The sequence below is a fragment of the Flavobacterium sp. UMI-01 genome (genome assembly GCF_019656315.1).
In the GTDB taxonomy this organism is placed as follows: domain Bacteria; phylum Bacteroidota; class Bacteroidia; order Flavobacteriales; family Flavobacteriaceae; genus Flavobacterium.
Map to the genome: position 1 here is coordinate 80625 of NZ_BPLU01000007.1, position 14810 is coordinate 95434.

The 14810-nt window shown below is 35.4% G+C and carries 12 protein-coding genes; 8 read left to right on the forward strand and 4 right to left on the reverse strand.

Annotation, left to right across the window (positions count from 1 at the left end):
* Positions 1–437: 437 nt before the first annotated feature.
* The 8 genes from K5R64_RS03635 (at position 438) to K5R64_RS03670 (ending at position 9097) form a co-directional block, all read left to right on the forward strand.
* A complete protein-coding gene (locus tag K5R64_RS03635; protein WP_220760993.1) occupies positions 438–866 on the forward strand; it encodes a hypothetical protein in 429 nt (142 codons plus the stop codon).
* A 74-nt stretch (positions 867–940) separates the two neighbouring features.
* On the forward strand, positions 941–1633 hold the full coding sequence (locus tag K5R64_RS03640; RefSeq protein ID WP_220760995.1) for a T9SS type A sorting domain-containing protein: 693 nt from the start codon (positions 941–943) through the stop codon (positions 1631–1633).
* Between the two features lie 193 nt (positions 1634–1826).
* On the forward strand, positions 1827–3155 hold the full coding sequence (locus K5R64_RS03645; protein ID WP_220760997.1) for a regulatory iron-sulfur-containing complex subunit RicT: 1329 nt from the start codon (positions 1827–1829) through the stop codon (positions 3153–3155).
* On the forward strand, positions 3139–3618 hold the full coding sequence (locus tag K5R64_RS03650) for a gliding motility lipoprotein GldH (RefSeq protein WP_220761000.1): 480 nt from the start codon (positions 3139–3141) through the stop codon (positions 3616–3618). Before K5R64_RS03645 ends, K5R64_RS03650 begins: the two co-directional genes overlap by 17 nt.
* A gap of 12 nt (positions 3619–3630) precedes the next feature.
* Positions 3631–5928 carry a penicillin-binding protein 1A gene (locus K5R64_RS03655; RefSeq protein ID WP_220761002.1) on the forward strand — a complete coding sequence of 766 codons (2298 nt, stop codon included), beginning with the start codon at positions 3631–3633 and terminating at the stop codon, positions 5926–5928.
* Between the two features lie 146 nt (positions 5929–6074).
* On the forward strand, positions 6075–6776 hold the full coding sequence (locus K5R64_RS03660) for a CoA transferase subunit A (protein WP_220761004.1): 702 nt from the start codon (positions 6075–6077) through the stop codon (positions 6774–6776).
* 612 nt (positions 6777–7388) lie between these two features.
* Positions 7389–8045 (forward strand): CoA transferase subunit B, encoded by a 657-nt coding sequence (locus K5R64_RS03665; protein ID WP_220761006.1) that lies wholly within the window; start codon positions 7389–7391, stop codon positions 8043–8045.
* A gap of 83 nt (positions 8046–8128) precedes the next feature.
* Positions 8129–9097: an endonuclease/exonuclease/phosphatase family protein gene (locus K5R64_RS03670; protein WP_220761008.1), complete on the forward strand. Its 969-nt coding sequence runs from the start codon at positions 8129–8131 to the stop codon at positions 9095–9097.
* Between the two features lie 241 nt (positions 9098–9338).
* Here K5R64_RS03670 and K5R64_RS03675 read toward each other — a convergent pair whose 3' ends face one another.
* From K5R64_RS03675 to K5R64_RS03690, 4 genes are all read right to left on the reverse strand, one after another.
* Positions 9339–10940: a fumarate hydratase gene (locus K5R64_RS03675; RefSeq protein WP_220761010.1), complete on the reverse strand. Its 1602-nt coding sequence runs from the start codon at positions 10938–10940 to the stop codon at positions 9339–9341.
* A gap of 414 nt (positions 10941–11354) precedes the next feature.
* Positions 11355–12794, reverse strand: coding sequence for a nucleoside recognition domain-containing protein (locus K5R64_RS03680; protein ID WP_220761012.1), 1440 nt, complete (start codon positions 12792–12794; stop codon positions 11355–11357).
* 120 nt (positions 12795–12914) lie between these two features.
* Positions 12915–13628: a 3'-5' exonuclease gene (locus tag K5R64_RS03685; RefSeq protein WP_220761013.1), complete on the reverse strand. Its 714-nt coding sequence runs from the start codon at positions 13626–13628 to the stop codon at positions 12915–12917.
* Between the two features lie 5 nt (positions 13629–13633).
* Positions 13634–14794, reverse strand: a complete 1161-nt coding sequence (locus K5R64_RS03690; RefSeq protein WP_220761015.1) for a serine hydrolase — start codon at positions 14792–14794, stop codon at positions 13634–13636.
* Between the last annotated feature and the right edge of the window lie 16 nt (positions 14795–14810).

Genomic DNA, 14810 nt, shown 5'->3' on the forward strand with positions numbered 1-14810 from the left:
AAAAATATTCCTTGTTTAAGTATTAAGACAAACAATCAATTCTAGTATAGTAATACTTAGTCTAACTCACAATCAAACATTAAAACATACTTTATTATAACAGACATTGTTAATAATGTCTACTACCATCAGGTTTTGTAATTGTTATAACTCAAACATTTTACAATTGTTAAAAAAGTAAAAACTCCTAATTCATCCTTTGATATTTAAGTCTTTGACAAACATTTAACTACATCTGATACTAAAAAAAATTCTGATAAAAAATTTTCAGACAAGATTAATTATAGACAAATAAACTTCTTAACTAGAAAAAAAATATTAAAAATTAAATTTTCAATTAATTTTGTTTATATTTGAAACTAGTTTCTTATCTGAACAAATTTTAGTAAACAAAAATCATGAAATCTATTTATTAATTAACAACAAACAAAAAAATTATGAAAAAAGTTATTTTAATGCTTACAGTCTTATTTGCAACAGCAGTAGCAACAGCACAAACGTCAACTTTAAAGATTGTAAAAATCAACAACATGATTCCAGGTGAATTTAAAAAAACACACCCAGTACTTAAACAAGGTGAAACATTAATGCTGACAGTTAGTTTTTCTAACATCCTTAAAGATCGAAAAGACACCCGTGTAAGAGCAAGAATTTTAAATGATTTTGCATTAATTGATGGTTCGACAGAGGCATTTAAACAAGTTAGCACATCTTCAGAAACCCAAACTATTGATATTCCATTAGTAGTTCCAAATGTTAGCGAAGAGATTAAGACAGCACGAATTCAAGTATTAGGACTTGGTATTAAACCAGATGGAAGTCAAGATAATATTTACGGATATACTCCGCCTTTTGAAATAAAATAAAACTATAAACACCTTATTAGTATAGAATAATAAGGTGTTTTTTTAAATCAATAAACTTTAATAACTAAAATATCATGAAAAAAATTACGCTTTTATTACTAGTATTATTCGGTTTTACAGCAATTGTAAATGCGCAAACGCAATCCTCAATAGTTGTTACCAAAATTAATGGTCAAACTGCGGCCGACTTTAAAGCAGCTCATCCTAATCTTATTGAAGGGGAAGTTATCACTTTGACCGTTGAATACAAAAACATTTTGGCCAATCCAGCAGAAACAGCAACCTATCCTAATCCAAGGTTAAGAGCAAGAGTTTTGAATGATTACGCTACAATAGCAGGAGCTGTTGAAGGAACGGTGAACGTAACTACAAGCACAAACGTACAAACTATTGACATAAGTTTTACAATTCCAGATGTAGCTAATAATATCCCTACAGCAAGACTTCAAGCACTTGCCTATGGAGTAAAAACGGATCTGACTAATGGGAATGTTTTTGGATATGCATCACAAACATTCACGCTAAACAACCTGACCACATTATCTACTGAAAACTTTAATAAAAATGAATTAAAGTCTTCTTTTTACAATCCATCTTTTGATACTATCATAATTGGTGATCATGTTGAAGGAAAATATTCCATATATGACTTGTCTGGCAAAATCGTTCTTAACGGAACGATAAGTTCAGAAATAAATGTAAGTTCATTAGCGTCAGGTTTATATATTTTATCGACAAACAAAGGTGTATTAAAATTCGGAAAATAAAGAAATAAAAAAAACATTAATAAATAGATTTAATGAGGGGCTGACATTATTTGTGCAGCCCCTTTTTTTAGCTAAAAATTAAGACGAATCCCTCATTTTTAGAATTGCAACTTACACTTAAAAAATACTATCTTTACCGATTCAACGTTTTAAGAACTTAAGTTGTGTCAATCACAACACTACATATAAAATTATGGCATGTACAAGTTGTTCAACTTCTGATGGTGGTGCACCTAAGGGTTGTAAAAATAATGGGACTTGCGGCACCGATAGCTGCAACAAATTAACGGTCTTTGATTGGCTTTCCAATATGAGTTTACCTACTGGTGAAGCTCCTTTTGACTGTGTTGAAGTTCGTTTTAAAAATGGAAGAAAAGAATTTTTTAGAAATACCGAAAAATTAACATTAAGCATAGGAGATATTGTAGCCACTGTGGCTTCTCCTGGGCATGACATTGGAATTGTAACCTTAACAGGGGAATTAGTTCGTATCCAAATGAAGAAAAAGGGTGTCAATCCTAACAGCAATGATATCCCAAAAATTTACCGAAAAGCATCTCAAAAAGACATTGATATTTGGTCCGCTGCGCGTGATAGAGAAGAGCCCATGAAAGTGCGTGCACGTGAATTAGCGATTCAGCACAAACTGGAAATGAAAATTTCTGACATTGAATTTCAAGGCGATGGCTCCAAAGCAACTTTTTACTACACTGCCAATGATCGTGTAGATTTTAGACTTTTAATCAAAGATTTTGCAAAGGAATTCAGTACCAGAGTCGAAATGAAGCAAGTAGGTTTCCGTCAGGAAGCAGCCCGTTTGGGAGGAATCGGTTCGTGCGGTAGAGAACTTTGTTGTTCAACTTGGCTTACTGACTTTAGAAGTGTAAATACCTCAGCAGCTCGTTACCAACAATTATCTTTAAATCCACAAAAACTAGCTGGTCAATGTGGAAAATTAAAATGTTGTTTGAATTACGAATTAGACACCTACATGGATGCATTAAAAGGTTTTCCTGATTTTGACACCAAGTTAGTAACCGAAAAAGGAGAAGCTGTCTGTCAAAAACAAGATATTTTTAAAGGGTTGATGTGGTTTGCCTATACAAATAATTTTGCCAATTGGCATGTTTTGAAAATTGATAAGGTTCAAGAAATTATTGCCGAAAACAAACAAAAAAAGAAAGTATCAGCTCTAGAAGATTATGCACTTGAAATCGTTCAGGAAAGAGAAAAAGATTTCAATAACGCTATGGGACAAGAGAGTTTAACGCGTTTTGACCAACCAAAGAAAAAGAAAAAACCAAACAGAAAACCAAAAGTTTCTGCTGAAAAAGCGAATCCTGAAAAACAAGCAAAACCAACTAGCGAGAACAAAACAAACAATCCCAAACCAGCAGGCAACAAAGGAAGAAGCAACAATAAGAGAAACTCAAATCAAAAAAACGGTCCTAAAGGCGAAAACAATCCGAATCCACAACCTAGAAAACCTATAATTATTACCAAAAATGAGAATAAAAAGTAGTTTTTTCATTCTTCTTATGGCGGTTCTTTTTTGTTCTTGTGACGAAAGAAGAGTGTTTGATCAATACCAGTCTATAGGGAGTGCATGGCACAAAGACAGCATTATATCGTTCCATTTGCCCGTATTGGATTCTACAAAAAAATATGATGTTTTTATTAATCTAAGAGCCAATAACAACTACCCTTACAACAATCTTTTTTTGATTGTTACGTTAGAAAAACCTAATGGTTATACAAAAGTGGACACCTTAGAATATGAAATGGCAGCTCCTGATGGCACTTTACTTGGAGAAGGATTTACAGATCTTAAAGAGAGTAAATTATTTTATAAAGAAGATGTTCGATTTAGAGGAAAATATACCGTAAACATCAAACAAGCGGTAAGAGAATCAGGAAAAGTCCCTGGAGTTACAGAACTACAAGGCATCACAGATATTGGAATACGAATAGAAAAAAAAGAATAGATAGTAACGTTTATGGCTACAAACAAAAACAATCCAAGCAATTCCGATTTTAAAAAGTACACCCAAGCTTTTTGGAAATTTTTCTTTTATGGACTAGGCGGTATCGCCGTTTTTTTCCTGCTAGCTTCTTGGGGAATTTTTGGCGCAATGCCTTCTTTTGAAGATTTAGAAAATCCCGATTCCAATTTGGCCACTGAAATCATCTCCTCAGATGGTGTTGTAATTGGAAAATATTTTCAAACCAATAGGTCCCAATTAAAATATTCCGACTTACCCAAAAACTTAGTGAACGCACTTGTTGCCACTGAGGACGAGCGTTTTTATGAGCATTCAGGAATTGATGCTAGAGGAACGCTGAGAGCCATTTTTAGCTTGGGAACTAGTGGAGGTGCAAGTACATTGACACAACAATTAGCCAAACAATTATTTCATGGGGAAGGTTCTAAGTTTCTCCCTTTTAGAATTGTTCAAAAAGTCAAAGAGTGGATTATTGCCATTCGCCTAGAAAGACAATACACTAAGAACGAAATTCTAGCAATGTATTGTAACGTTTATGATTTTGGAAACTTTGCGGTAGGTGTGAGCTCAGCAGCTCAAACTTATTTTTCAAAAACACCTAAACAATTAACCATTGATGAATCAGCAATGCTGGTAGGAATGTTTAAAAACTCTAGCCTTTATAACCCTAAAAAAAACATTCAAGGTGTAAAGAACAGAAGAAATGTGGTTCTAGCACAAATGGCTAAAAAACACATGATTTCGGAAGCACAAAAACTTAAATTACAAGCCTTACCCATCAAGCTTAATTTCAAATTAGAAAGTCATCGTGAAGGATCGGCTACTTATTTCAGAGAATACCTTCGTGAATACATGAAAAAATGGGTCGAAGAGAATAAAAAACCAGACGGAACAGATTATGACATTTATAAAGATGGTTTAAAAATATACACAACCATCGATTCTCGCATGCAATTACATGCCGAAGAAGCCGTTGAAAAACACATGGCTAATTTGCAAGAAGAATTTTTTATTCAATCAAAAGGGAATAAAAATGCTCCTTTTGTCAACATAACTCAAGCCGAAACGAATCGCATCTTAAAACAAGCGATGAAGGCTTCCAACCGATGGTATGTACTAAAATCATTAGAAAAAAGCGACGAAGAAATCGAAGCTTCTTTTCATGAAAAAACCAAGATGAAAGTTTTTACCTGGAAAGGAGAAAAAGACACCATCATGACTCCGTTAGATTCCATCCGTTATTACAAACACTTTTTACAAGCTGGATTAATGGCTATGGACCCGCAAACAGGAAATATCAAAGCTTGGGTAGGTGGTATAAATTACAAGTATTTCCAATACGACCACGTAGGACAAGGTGCAAGACAAGTAGGTTCTACTTTCAAACCTTTCGTTTATGCTACTGCCATCGAACAATTAAACATGTCTCCTTGTGATTCTATCATCGATGCTCCCTTTACTATTCCTGTAGGCCGTCATCATGTAACCGAAACTTGGACTCCACGAAATTCTGACAACAAGTACCGCGGTATGGTTACCCTAAAAAAAGCACTAGCAAGCTCCATCAATACCGTTTCGGCAAAATTAATGGATAAAGTAGGGCCAGAAGCCGTAGTGGAATTGACCCATAAATTGGGTGTAAAAACAAAAATTCCTTTGCAACCCTCAATTGCATTAGGTGCCGTTGATATCACCGTTCAAGAAATGGTGGCAGCCTATAGCACCTTTGCCAATCAAGGAGTGTACAACAAACCTCAATTTTTAAATCGTATTGAAGATAAAAGTGGTGTGGTAATTTACGAACCCATCCCTGAATCACATGATGTACTAAACAAAGACATCGCCTTTGCAGTCATCAAATTATTAGAAGGTGTAACTGAAGGAGGTTCCGGTTCGAGATTAAGAACAGAGTACGGTGGAAGTGGCGACAATCGATGGACGGGGTATCCTTATAAATTTACAAATCCTATCGCTGGTAAAACAGGAACTACGCAAAACCAATCTGATGGTTGGTTTATGGGTATGGTACCTAATCTAGTAACAGGTGTGTGGGTAGGATGCGAAGACCGTTCCGCTCGTTTTAAAAGCATCACTTACGGACAAGGAGCTACTGCTGCCCTACCTGTTTGGGGTTATTTCATGAAATTGTGTTATGAAGACCCTGAGTTGAAAGTTTCCAAAGAACCATTTGAACGTCCACGAAACTTATCTATAAAAGTAGATTGTTATACCGCTCCAAAAGTAAAAGACTCTACAGCAACTCAACAAAATACAGAAGAATTTTCATTTTAAAAACTTACTTCTTAGCCTCCTTTTTCGGGAGGCTTTTTTTATGCAAATAACAACCTCTTTTTGAGTCCCATTTTTATTTCAGCATACCATATTGAATTTGAAAATAAAACCTTATTTTTAGGTATAAAATCAAACCCATTATAAGTATGATTTCCAAGAAAGTAAATACAGTACAAGAAGCTATTTCAGGGATGCATGACGGCATGACACTTTTATTAGGCGGTTTTGGACTCTGTGGTATTCCCGAAAACACTATTGCTGCATTAGCCAAAGGCGGTTACAAAGAATTAACTTGTGTCTCTAATAATGCCGGAGTGGATGATTTTGGGCTTGGATTGCTTTTGCAAAAAAAGCAAATCAAAAAAATGATTTCGTCCTATGTAGGCGAAAATCATGAGTTTGAACGCCAGATGCTGTCGGGCGAACTTGAAGTCGAACTCATTCCGCAAGGTACATTGGCAGAGCGTTGCCGTGCGGCTCAGGTAGGAATTCCCGCTTTCTACACACCCGCAGGTTATGGAACCGAAGTAGCACAAGGCAAGGAAACCCGAGAATTTAACGGCAAAATGTATGTCTTAGAACAGGCTTTTGAAGCTGATTTTGCCATTGTAAAAGCTTGGAAAGGCGACACAGCAGGCAACCTCATCTTTAAAGGAACCGCACGAAATTTCAATCCTGTGATGGCGGGTGCAGCCAAGGTTACCATCGCCGAAGTCGAAGAACTGGTAGAAGCAGGCACACTTGACCCAAATCAAATTCACATCCCAGGCATCTTTGTACAGCGAATTTTTCAAGGAGAAAAGTACGAGAAACGAATTGAACAACTTACAGTGAGGATGAGAGAATAGTGTTCAGTTGGCAGTTTTTAGTATTCAGTAAGTGGGAAAAACTTATATTAAAAAGATTGTTTTTAGTGTTTTAGTTTCAAACAACTTAAATGCTCTTATATTTCTTATATGGTTAAAAAAGTGTTCAGTTGGCAGTTTTTAGTATTCAGTAAGTGGGAAAAACTTATATTTTAATAGATTGTTTTAAGTGTTTTAGATTCAAACAACTTAAATGATTTTATATTTCTTATAGGATTAAAAAAGTGTTCAGTTGGCAGTTTTTAGTTTTCAGTAAGTGGGAAAAACTTATATTTAAATAAATTGTTTTTAGTGTTTTAGATTCAAACAACTTAAATGCTCTTATATTTCTTATATGGTTAAAAAAGTGTTCAGTTGGCAGTTTTTAGTATTCAGTAAGTGAGAAAAACTTATATTTAAATAAATTGTTTTTAGTGTTTTAGATTCAAACAACTTAAATGCTCTTATATTTCTTATATGGTTAAAAAAGTGTTCAGTTGGCAGTTTTTAGTATTCAGTTAGTAAACTTATATGAGCTTAAAATATTACTTAAAAAACATAGTCAACCTAAATAGAAAAACTTAGATGCCTTATATGGTTTAAAAAAATTATAATATGTTAGACAAAATCGGAATCGCAAAACGTATCGCGCAAGAACTCCAAGACGGTTATTTTGTGAACCTAGGTATCGGAATTCCGACGCTTGTGGCAAACTATATTCCTGAAGGAATTAACATTGAAATACAAAGCGAAAACGGGGTTCTAGGCATGGGGCCTTTCCCTTTTGAAGGAGAAGAAGATGCGGATATCATCAATGCAGGGAAGCAAACGATTACCACATTGGCAGGAGCCAGTTTTTTTGACTCGGCCATGAGTTTTGGAATGATACGTGGAAAACACGTTGATTTAACCGTTTTAGGCGCGATGGAAGTGGCAGAAAACGGCGATATAGCCAACTGGAAAATCCCAGGTAAAATGGTTAAAGGAATGGGGGGTGCGATGGATTTGGTCTCTTCTGCCGAAAATATTATTGTAGCCATGATGCATGTCAACAAAGCAGGTGAATCTAAAATCCTCAAAAAATGCAGCTTGCCGTTAACGGGTGTAGGTTGTGTCAAAAAAATAGTTACAGAACTCGCCGTTCTTGAAGTAACCCCAAAAGGTTTTAAACTCTTAGAACGTGCGCCAGGGGTTTCTATTGAACACATCATTGCCTCAACTGAAGCGAAACTGATTCTTGAAGGTGAAATTCCAGAGATGGTGATTGATTAAGTCAAGCTTTGTTTTTTTAGCCACAGATTTAACGGATTAAAAGGATTTACACGGAAGCATTTATTTTTTATCAATACTAAGAAATGAGAATAATTGAATGGAATTGCCAAGGTGCGTTCAGGAAAAAGAACAAAAAAATTCTAGAATTAAATCCAGACATTCTAATAGTTACAGAGTGTGAAAGTGAAGCAAAACTTGAATTTGGAAAATTAACAAAAACACCAAATGACTTTTTTTGGTATGGCTATGGGCACAAAGGTATTGGAGTGTTTTCATATTGTGATTACAAATTTGAACTACTTAAAGAATTTAATCCGAAATTCCGTTATATAGTTCCTTTTAAAGTTTATGACAATGAAAGTTCCTTTCTATTATTTGCAGTTTGGGCAAAAGACAATATTGAAAATCCAGAAACAGGTTATATTACGCAAGTTTGGTTAGCATTACAATATTATGCTCGATTATTAAATCTAAATTCAATATTTATTGGAGACTTCAACAGTAATCAAATTTGGGATAATAAACATAATGTGAATTACAATCATACCGCAGTGGTGGATTTTTTTAAGGAAAATGACATTTATAGCCTATATCACGAACAAAATAATGTTGCACATGGTCAAGAAAAAGATTACTCTTTCCACATGCATAGAAAAATTGTAAAACCATATCATATTGACTATTGCTTTGCTTCAAAAGAAATTTTAAAAACTGGTTTTAATATTCATCTTTGTGAACCAAACGAATGGTTAGAATATAGTGACCATGTTCCGATGATTGTTCAAATCAATAAACCTAAAAGAATTATAAAAATACATAATTCGCTTTCTGAAAATTTAACATATAGGATTAACAAACTAAATTCATTAACTGTTGAAAAATTTGAATCGGTTATAAACCAACTGAAAACAAAAGGTTCTATTTATGACTTAACAGGGATATTAGAAGAAAAAATACAAATTTTTGAAACAATGGAGTATCTTGAAAAAATAGACAAAAGCATAACTGAATTGATAAAAACTGGTTATTTTTTAATCCCCCATAACGCCTAGTCCTGATAGCAGTGAAAAGCCTTTGCGAATTGAAAACCAATTTTTCTTGCACTGGCAGAGCGACCAGAGGAAGCTCCTGCCAGTGCTTAGAAAAAAGGTTTGAAATTGCAAAGCTTGTAACGGATAGCAGGGAATAACTCCAAAAAAATAAACCGCAAATTCACAAATTAAAAATCTGCGAATCTGCGGTTAAAAATTATAAACTTAGTATCTCAGTGTCTTAGCACCTCAATATCTTCAATTACAAATTCTCAAAGAAATCATTTCCTTTATCATCGGTGATAATAAACGCTGGAAAATCTTTGATGGTGATTTTACGAACGGCTTCCATTCCTAATTCTTCAAAATCCACGACTTCTACCGAAAGGATGTTTTCTTTCGCTAAAATAGCGGCAGGCCCTCCGATAGAGCCTAAATAGAATCCACCGTAAGTTTTACATGCGTTCATTACCTCTTTGGTACGGTTTCCTTTGGCAAGCATCACCATACTTCCGCCATTTTTTTGGAACTCTTCTACATAGACGTCCATACGTCCCGCAGTAGTTGGTCCAAAACTTCCTGATGGCATTCCGTCTGGTGTTTTAGCAGGTCCTGCATAATATACTGGGTGATTCTTGAAATAGTCTGGCATCGGTTTTCCGGCATCCAACAATTCTTTGATCTTAGCGTGTGCAATATCACGAGCTACAATCAAAGTCCCGTTTAATTTTAAACGTGTTTTGATAGGGTACTTAGTCAACTCCGCTAAAATAGCAGCCATAGGTTGGTTCAAATCAATCTCAACGGCTTCTTCTAAATGTGGTGGAGTTTCAGGCAATAATCGTTTTGGATTTACTTCTAATTGTTCCACAAAAATCCCCTCTTTGGTGATTTTTCCTTTGATATTTCTATCAGCAGAACAGGAAACACCTAGTCCTACTGGACACGAAGCGGCGTGACGTGGCAAACGAATCACACGTACATCATGCGTAAAATATTTTCCTCCAAATTGTGCTCCAATAGCACTTTCTTGGCAAATTTGTTGCACTCTTTTTTCCCACTCTAAGTCACGGAAAGCTTGACCAGCCATGTTTCCTGTAGTAGGTAAATTGTCATAATAACCCGCAGATGCTTTTTTAACAGCTGCTAAATTAGCTTCGGCCGAAGTTCCTCCAATAACTAAAGCTAAGTGATAGGGCGGACAAGCGGATGTTCCTAAATCCATGATTTTGGCACGAATGAAAGCATCCATCGATTTTTCATTCAATAAGGATTTGGTTTGTTGGTACAAATAAGTTTTGTTAGCCGAACCTCCTCCTTTTGCTAAAAACAAAAACTCGTATGAATTTCCTTTTTTGGCATAAATATCAATTTGTGCTGGAAGATTGGAACCCGAGTTCTTTTCCTCAAACATGCTGATTGGCACGATTTGAGAATAACGCAAATTGCGCTCTTGGTAGGTGTTAAAAATCCCTTTAGACAACCATTCGGCATCATCTACACCAGTGTAAACATCCTCTCCTTTTTTGGCCATCACAATAGCCGTTCCCGTGTCTTGACAAGAAGGCAACTCCCCATCAATAGCCACTACAGCATTCTGCAATAGATTGTAAGCCACAAATCGGTCGTTATCAGTAGCTTCTGGGTCATCCAAAATGGCTCTTAGTTTTTCCAAATGCGAAGTACGCAACATAAAAGAAACGTCTTTCATGGCTTCCTGTGCCAATAACTCTAGCCCTTTAGGATCTACAGTCAATATTTCTCTGTTGCCTAGTTGCTCTACTTTCACATAATCCGAACTGATTTTGCGGTATTGTGTATCGTCTTTTAAAATGGGATACGGGTCTTGATATATAAAATCCATGATTTGCTGTTTTTTATTGAGCGGTAAAGATAAGCATTGCATATAAAAATCAGAGGGGATTTATTTCAAGGAATCCTTAAAAATTGTTAAATGATAAGAAAAGAAAAAGAGATTATCTAAAAAGTACACTATCCTATCATTTCGCCCCATGGGAGCAAACCCATGCGACAAATAATGAAACTAAATTGCCTATTTTCTATGAATAGCGTTTTGCTTTCGTAGCACATGGCAAATCAAGCATTGATTTTTTACTTTTTAAACAATCTCTTTATTTTCGCTTTCACTAGAAAAAACTATCCTAGCAAGCTTGTCAATAGAAACAAAACCAATAATCCTATGGCAATGTATTTGGTGTATTTACTCATCTTTTTATACTATTTATTTATTATTCTTATTTACGAAAAGGAAATGGGACTAAAAAAACCAACTAGCCACAAAAATCGCTGTAATGACACATATTAAATCAACCCATAGCATGATTGGCAACGCATAACGAGTGTTTTTAATATTAACAGAGCCAAAATAAACCGCAATTACATAGAAGGTACTCTCGGCACTACACTGGAAAATACTACTTAACCTTCCGGTCATCGAGTCGGCGCCAAAGGTGTTCATCGAATCAATCAAAAACCCTCTTGAACCTGCAGAGCTAAAAGGACGTAATAAGGCTACGGGTAAGGCATCAGTTATTTCTTTGCTAACTCCCAAATTTGAAAAAACAAAAGCAATCCCATTGCTAATAATTTCGAATAAACCACTATTTCTAAATAAAGAAATGGCTACTAACATTCCCAAAACATAAGGAAAAATCACAACTCCTGTTTTTACTCCATTATTTGCCCCTACTACAAAGGTTTCGTAAACGGTTGTATTGGCATCGGCAAATTTCTTTTCTTTTACCATTGATAAAATCAGAGTATAGGCAATAATGGCAATTAATATCAATGCAGAAAGGTTAGAAGTGAAATAGCTTTTTCCTATTAAATCCAAATGATTCACATACAACAACAACCCAATAATCCCTCCAATCAAAGTGATTAAACCTACTGCTAAGGAGGCGCTCTTGAAGTTGATTTTTTGTTTCAGCCCCACAATAATAAAAGCGGCAATGGTACCGATAAAAGAAGTAATGATACAAGGCAACATCACATCGGCGGGATTGGCGGCATTGGCAGCGGCGCGGTATCCAATAATAGACGTCGCTATCAATGTCAGTCCCGAAGCATGCAAGCACATAAACATAATTTGCGCGTCACTGGCTTGGTCTTTATCGGGATTAATTTCTTGTAAACTTTGCATGGCTTTTAAACCAAAAGGAGTGGCAGCCGAATCTAACCCTAAAAAATTAGCGGCAAAGTTCATCGTCATATAAGAAATTGATGGGTGGTTTTTAGGAATACTTGGAAATACTTTTACGAATACTGGACTCAATACGACAGCCAGTTTTTCTGTAGCTCCTGAGATGATTAAAAGCTCCATCAACCCACAGAAAAAGGCTAAATAAGCAATCAATGGTAAGACTAAATCGACTAAAGTGTATTTACAAGTGGGTAATAATCCATCTGCTTTTTGAACTCCGCTAAAGATTTTTACGGTTTTGTTGGAATATACATAAGTCGTATCTGGATTAGACAAATCACGATTGACAATCATGGTTTTGTCTGTTTTTAATTCGATGCTATCGCGTACAAAAACCGGAATTTGGTCTAAATATTTTTCAGATACTAAAATTGGGTCACCTTTTTGTCCATTCAAAACAAAATCAATGGTGTAATTGTTTCCTGTAAACAAAGCAAAAACAACAAATACAATGGACGAAATGAAAATCGCCAACCAAAATCTACTTAATACCATAATTTATAATTTTTGTAAATGTAATTATTTAACCCTAAAAAGTCCGCAAAAATTAAACACAGATTCCACAGATTATCACAAATTAAATCTGTGAGAATCTGTGGAATCTGTGTTGCTTAATTAAACATGAATAATCTCCTCCTCGATTAGCAATTCCTCTTGCCGTAATCTCAGAAATATTTGTGCCACGGCAATGGTGTCTTTTTCGCAATAGGTTACAATGCGATCGATGTCTTTTTCAACATAAAAAACATGCCCTACCTGACTGCCGTCGATGTCGCCCTTAGGAGACGGAATTCCGAGTACTTTACACATTAATTTTAAAGATGTATAATGTTTGTAATCGCCAAACTTCCATAACTCCAAGGTATCGAGATGCGGAATTTCCCAAGGTTTTTTGCCAAATAAATTCAGCTTACTTGGAATAGGAATCTGATTGATAATCATGCGCCGAGCCAAGAACGGAATATCAAATTCTTTGGCATTATGCCCACAAATTAAATGTTGCGAACCATTGAAATGATTGTTCAACAGGTTATTAAAATCTTTTAGCAACTTGGCTTCTTCGCCAAAAAAAGAAGTAACCCTAAAATTGCGGATATCGCCTTTTATCACAAAAAAGCCTACCGAAATACAAACAATTTTTCCGAATTCAGCCCAAATTCCCGCACGGTCGTAAAATTCTTCTGCAGAGAAATCGTCTTTGCGTTGGTACTGTGTTTTTTGTTCGTACAAAGCTTGCATTTCCTCGTCGAGCGTATTAAAATTTGCTGTTTCCGGCACTGTTTCAATATCGAGGAACAAGATGTTATTTAAATTTAGCTTTTCAATCATGATGTTTATTTTTTAGCTAATTGGAGCATTTTATAGGTTTCATCTAAATAAATAAAAAAGTCATCACTGTGCGGAGAACCTTTGGTACTTTTAATATCATGATGTCCTAAGCGCACAATAATTAATTTGTCCTCAGGAACTACAATTACATATTGTCCTAAATGACCTCGCATATAAAACACTTTTTTGTTCTGAAAATCACTCAGCCACCAGCCATAACCGTATTGAGGCGAATCGTTAAATCTAGGCGTTATGGATTTTGCTACAAAAGTACTGTCGAGAATTTGTGTTCCGTTCCATTTTCCGTTTTGTAAATACAATTTGCCAAAACGCGCAAAATCCCTAGCATTACTAGCAATACAACAATAGGCTTTGACCATGCCGTTTTCGGAATCGGTTTGCCAAAGTGCGTCGTTTTCCATTCCTAATGGTTTCCAGAAAGATTCCGTAACATAATCAGCCAAACTTTTTTCTGTCGCTTTTTCAATGCACATGGCAAGCAGTTGTGTATTGCCACTAAGATATTTATAGGTTTTTCCAGAAGCTTCAATTCCCTTTAATCCCAAAATAAGTTGGTTAATATTTTCATCAAAATAAGCTCGGGTTGTAATTGAAAAAGGACTGTAATAAGATTCATCCCAGTTCAATCCTGAAGCCATTGAAGCCAAATCCCCAACCGTCATTTGAGCCGTTTTTCCTTTGTTGAATTCAGGGAAAAAATCAGTTACTTTTTGGTCTAAGCTATTAATTTTTCGGTCTTTTATCGCCTTTCCTAAACAAGCCGTCACAATACTTTTGGCCATCGAGAAAGAATTAGACTTAGAATCCTTAGTATAATTGTCATAATAGCTTTCGTGCCAAATACTGTCATTTTTAATGATTAGAAAAGCAACTGTGCCTATTTCGTGATGAAGTTTTTCGAGTCGTTGCGTAGCTTTTACTTGGTTACCGTTTTGCGCAAAGTTCCAAGGTTGTCCCTTAGCGCTGTTGAGGATTTTTCGATTATCAAAATAATTATAATCTTCTAAAAAAGCAGTCGAATGTCCGTTGAGATAAGTGATTCTTACCGCTTTAATTAAATAATCTAGTTTCAAAACATAAAGTGACAGCAGTAGTATTGCAATGAATCCCACAAACACAAGAAAGATTTTTTTAAGTTTATTCATGAAAAACGGTTAAAGG

Excerpts from the sequence above, each read along its gene's own strand:
- K5R64_RS03640 (WP_220760995.1), top strand. The coding sequence starts at position 941 with ATGAAAAAAATTACGCTTTTATTACTAGTATTATTCGGTTTTACAGCA.
- K5R64_RS03660 (WP_220761004.1), top strand. The coding sequence starts at position 6,075 with ATGATTTCCAAGAAAGTAAATACAGTACAAGAAGCTATTTCAGGGATG.
- K5R64_RS03655 (WP_220761002.1), top strand. The coding sequence starts at position 3,631 with ATGGCTACAAACAAAAACAATCCAAGCAATTCCGATTTTAAAAAGTAC.
- K5R64_RS03685 (WP_220761013.1), bottom strand. The coding sequence starts at position 13,628 with ATGATTGAAAAGCTAAATTTAAATAACATCTTGTTCCTCGATATTGAA.
- K5R64_RS03650 (WP_220761000.1), top strand. The coding sequence starts at position 3,139 with ATGAGAATAAAAAGTAGTTTTTTCATTCTTCTTATGGCGGTTCTTTTT.
- K5R64_RS03635 (WP_220760993.1), top strand. The coding sequence starts at position 438 with ATGAAAAAAGTTATTTTAATGCTTACAGTCTTATTTGCAACAGCAGTA.
- K5R64_RS03690 (WP_220761015.1), bottom strand. The coding sequence starts at position 14,794 with ATGAATAAACTTAAAAAAATCTTTCTTGTGTTTGTGGGATTCATTGCA.
- K5R64_RS03680 (WP_220761012.1), bottom strand. The coding sequence starts at position 12,794 with ATGGTATTAAGTAGATTTTGGTTGGCGATTTTCATTTCGTCCATTGTA.
- K5R64_RS03665 (WP_220761006.1), top strand. The coding sequence starts at position 7,389 with ATGTTAGACAAAATCGGAATCGCAAAACGTATCGCGCAAGAACTCCAA.
- K5R64_RS03675 (WP_220761010.1), bottom strand. The coding sequence starts at position 10,940 with ATGGATTTTATATATCAAGACCCGTATCCCATTTTAAAAGACGATACA.
- K5R64_RS03670 (WP_220761008.1), top strand. The coding sequence starts at position 8,129 with ATGAGAATAATTGAATGGAATTGCCAAGGTGCGTTCAGGAAAAAGAAC.
- K5R64_RS03645 (WP_220760997.1), top strand. The coding sequence starts at position 1,827 with ATGGCATGTACAAGTTGTTCAACTTCTGATGGTGGTGCACCTAAGGGT.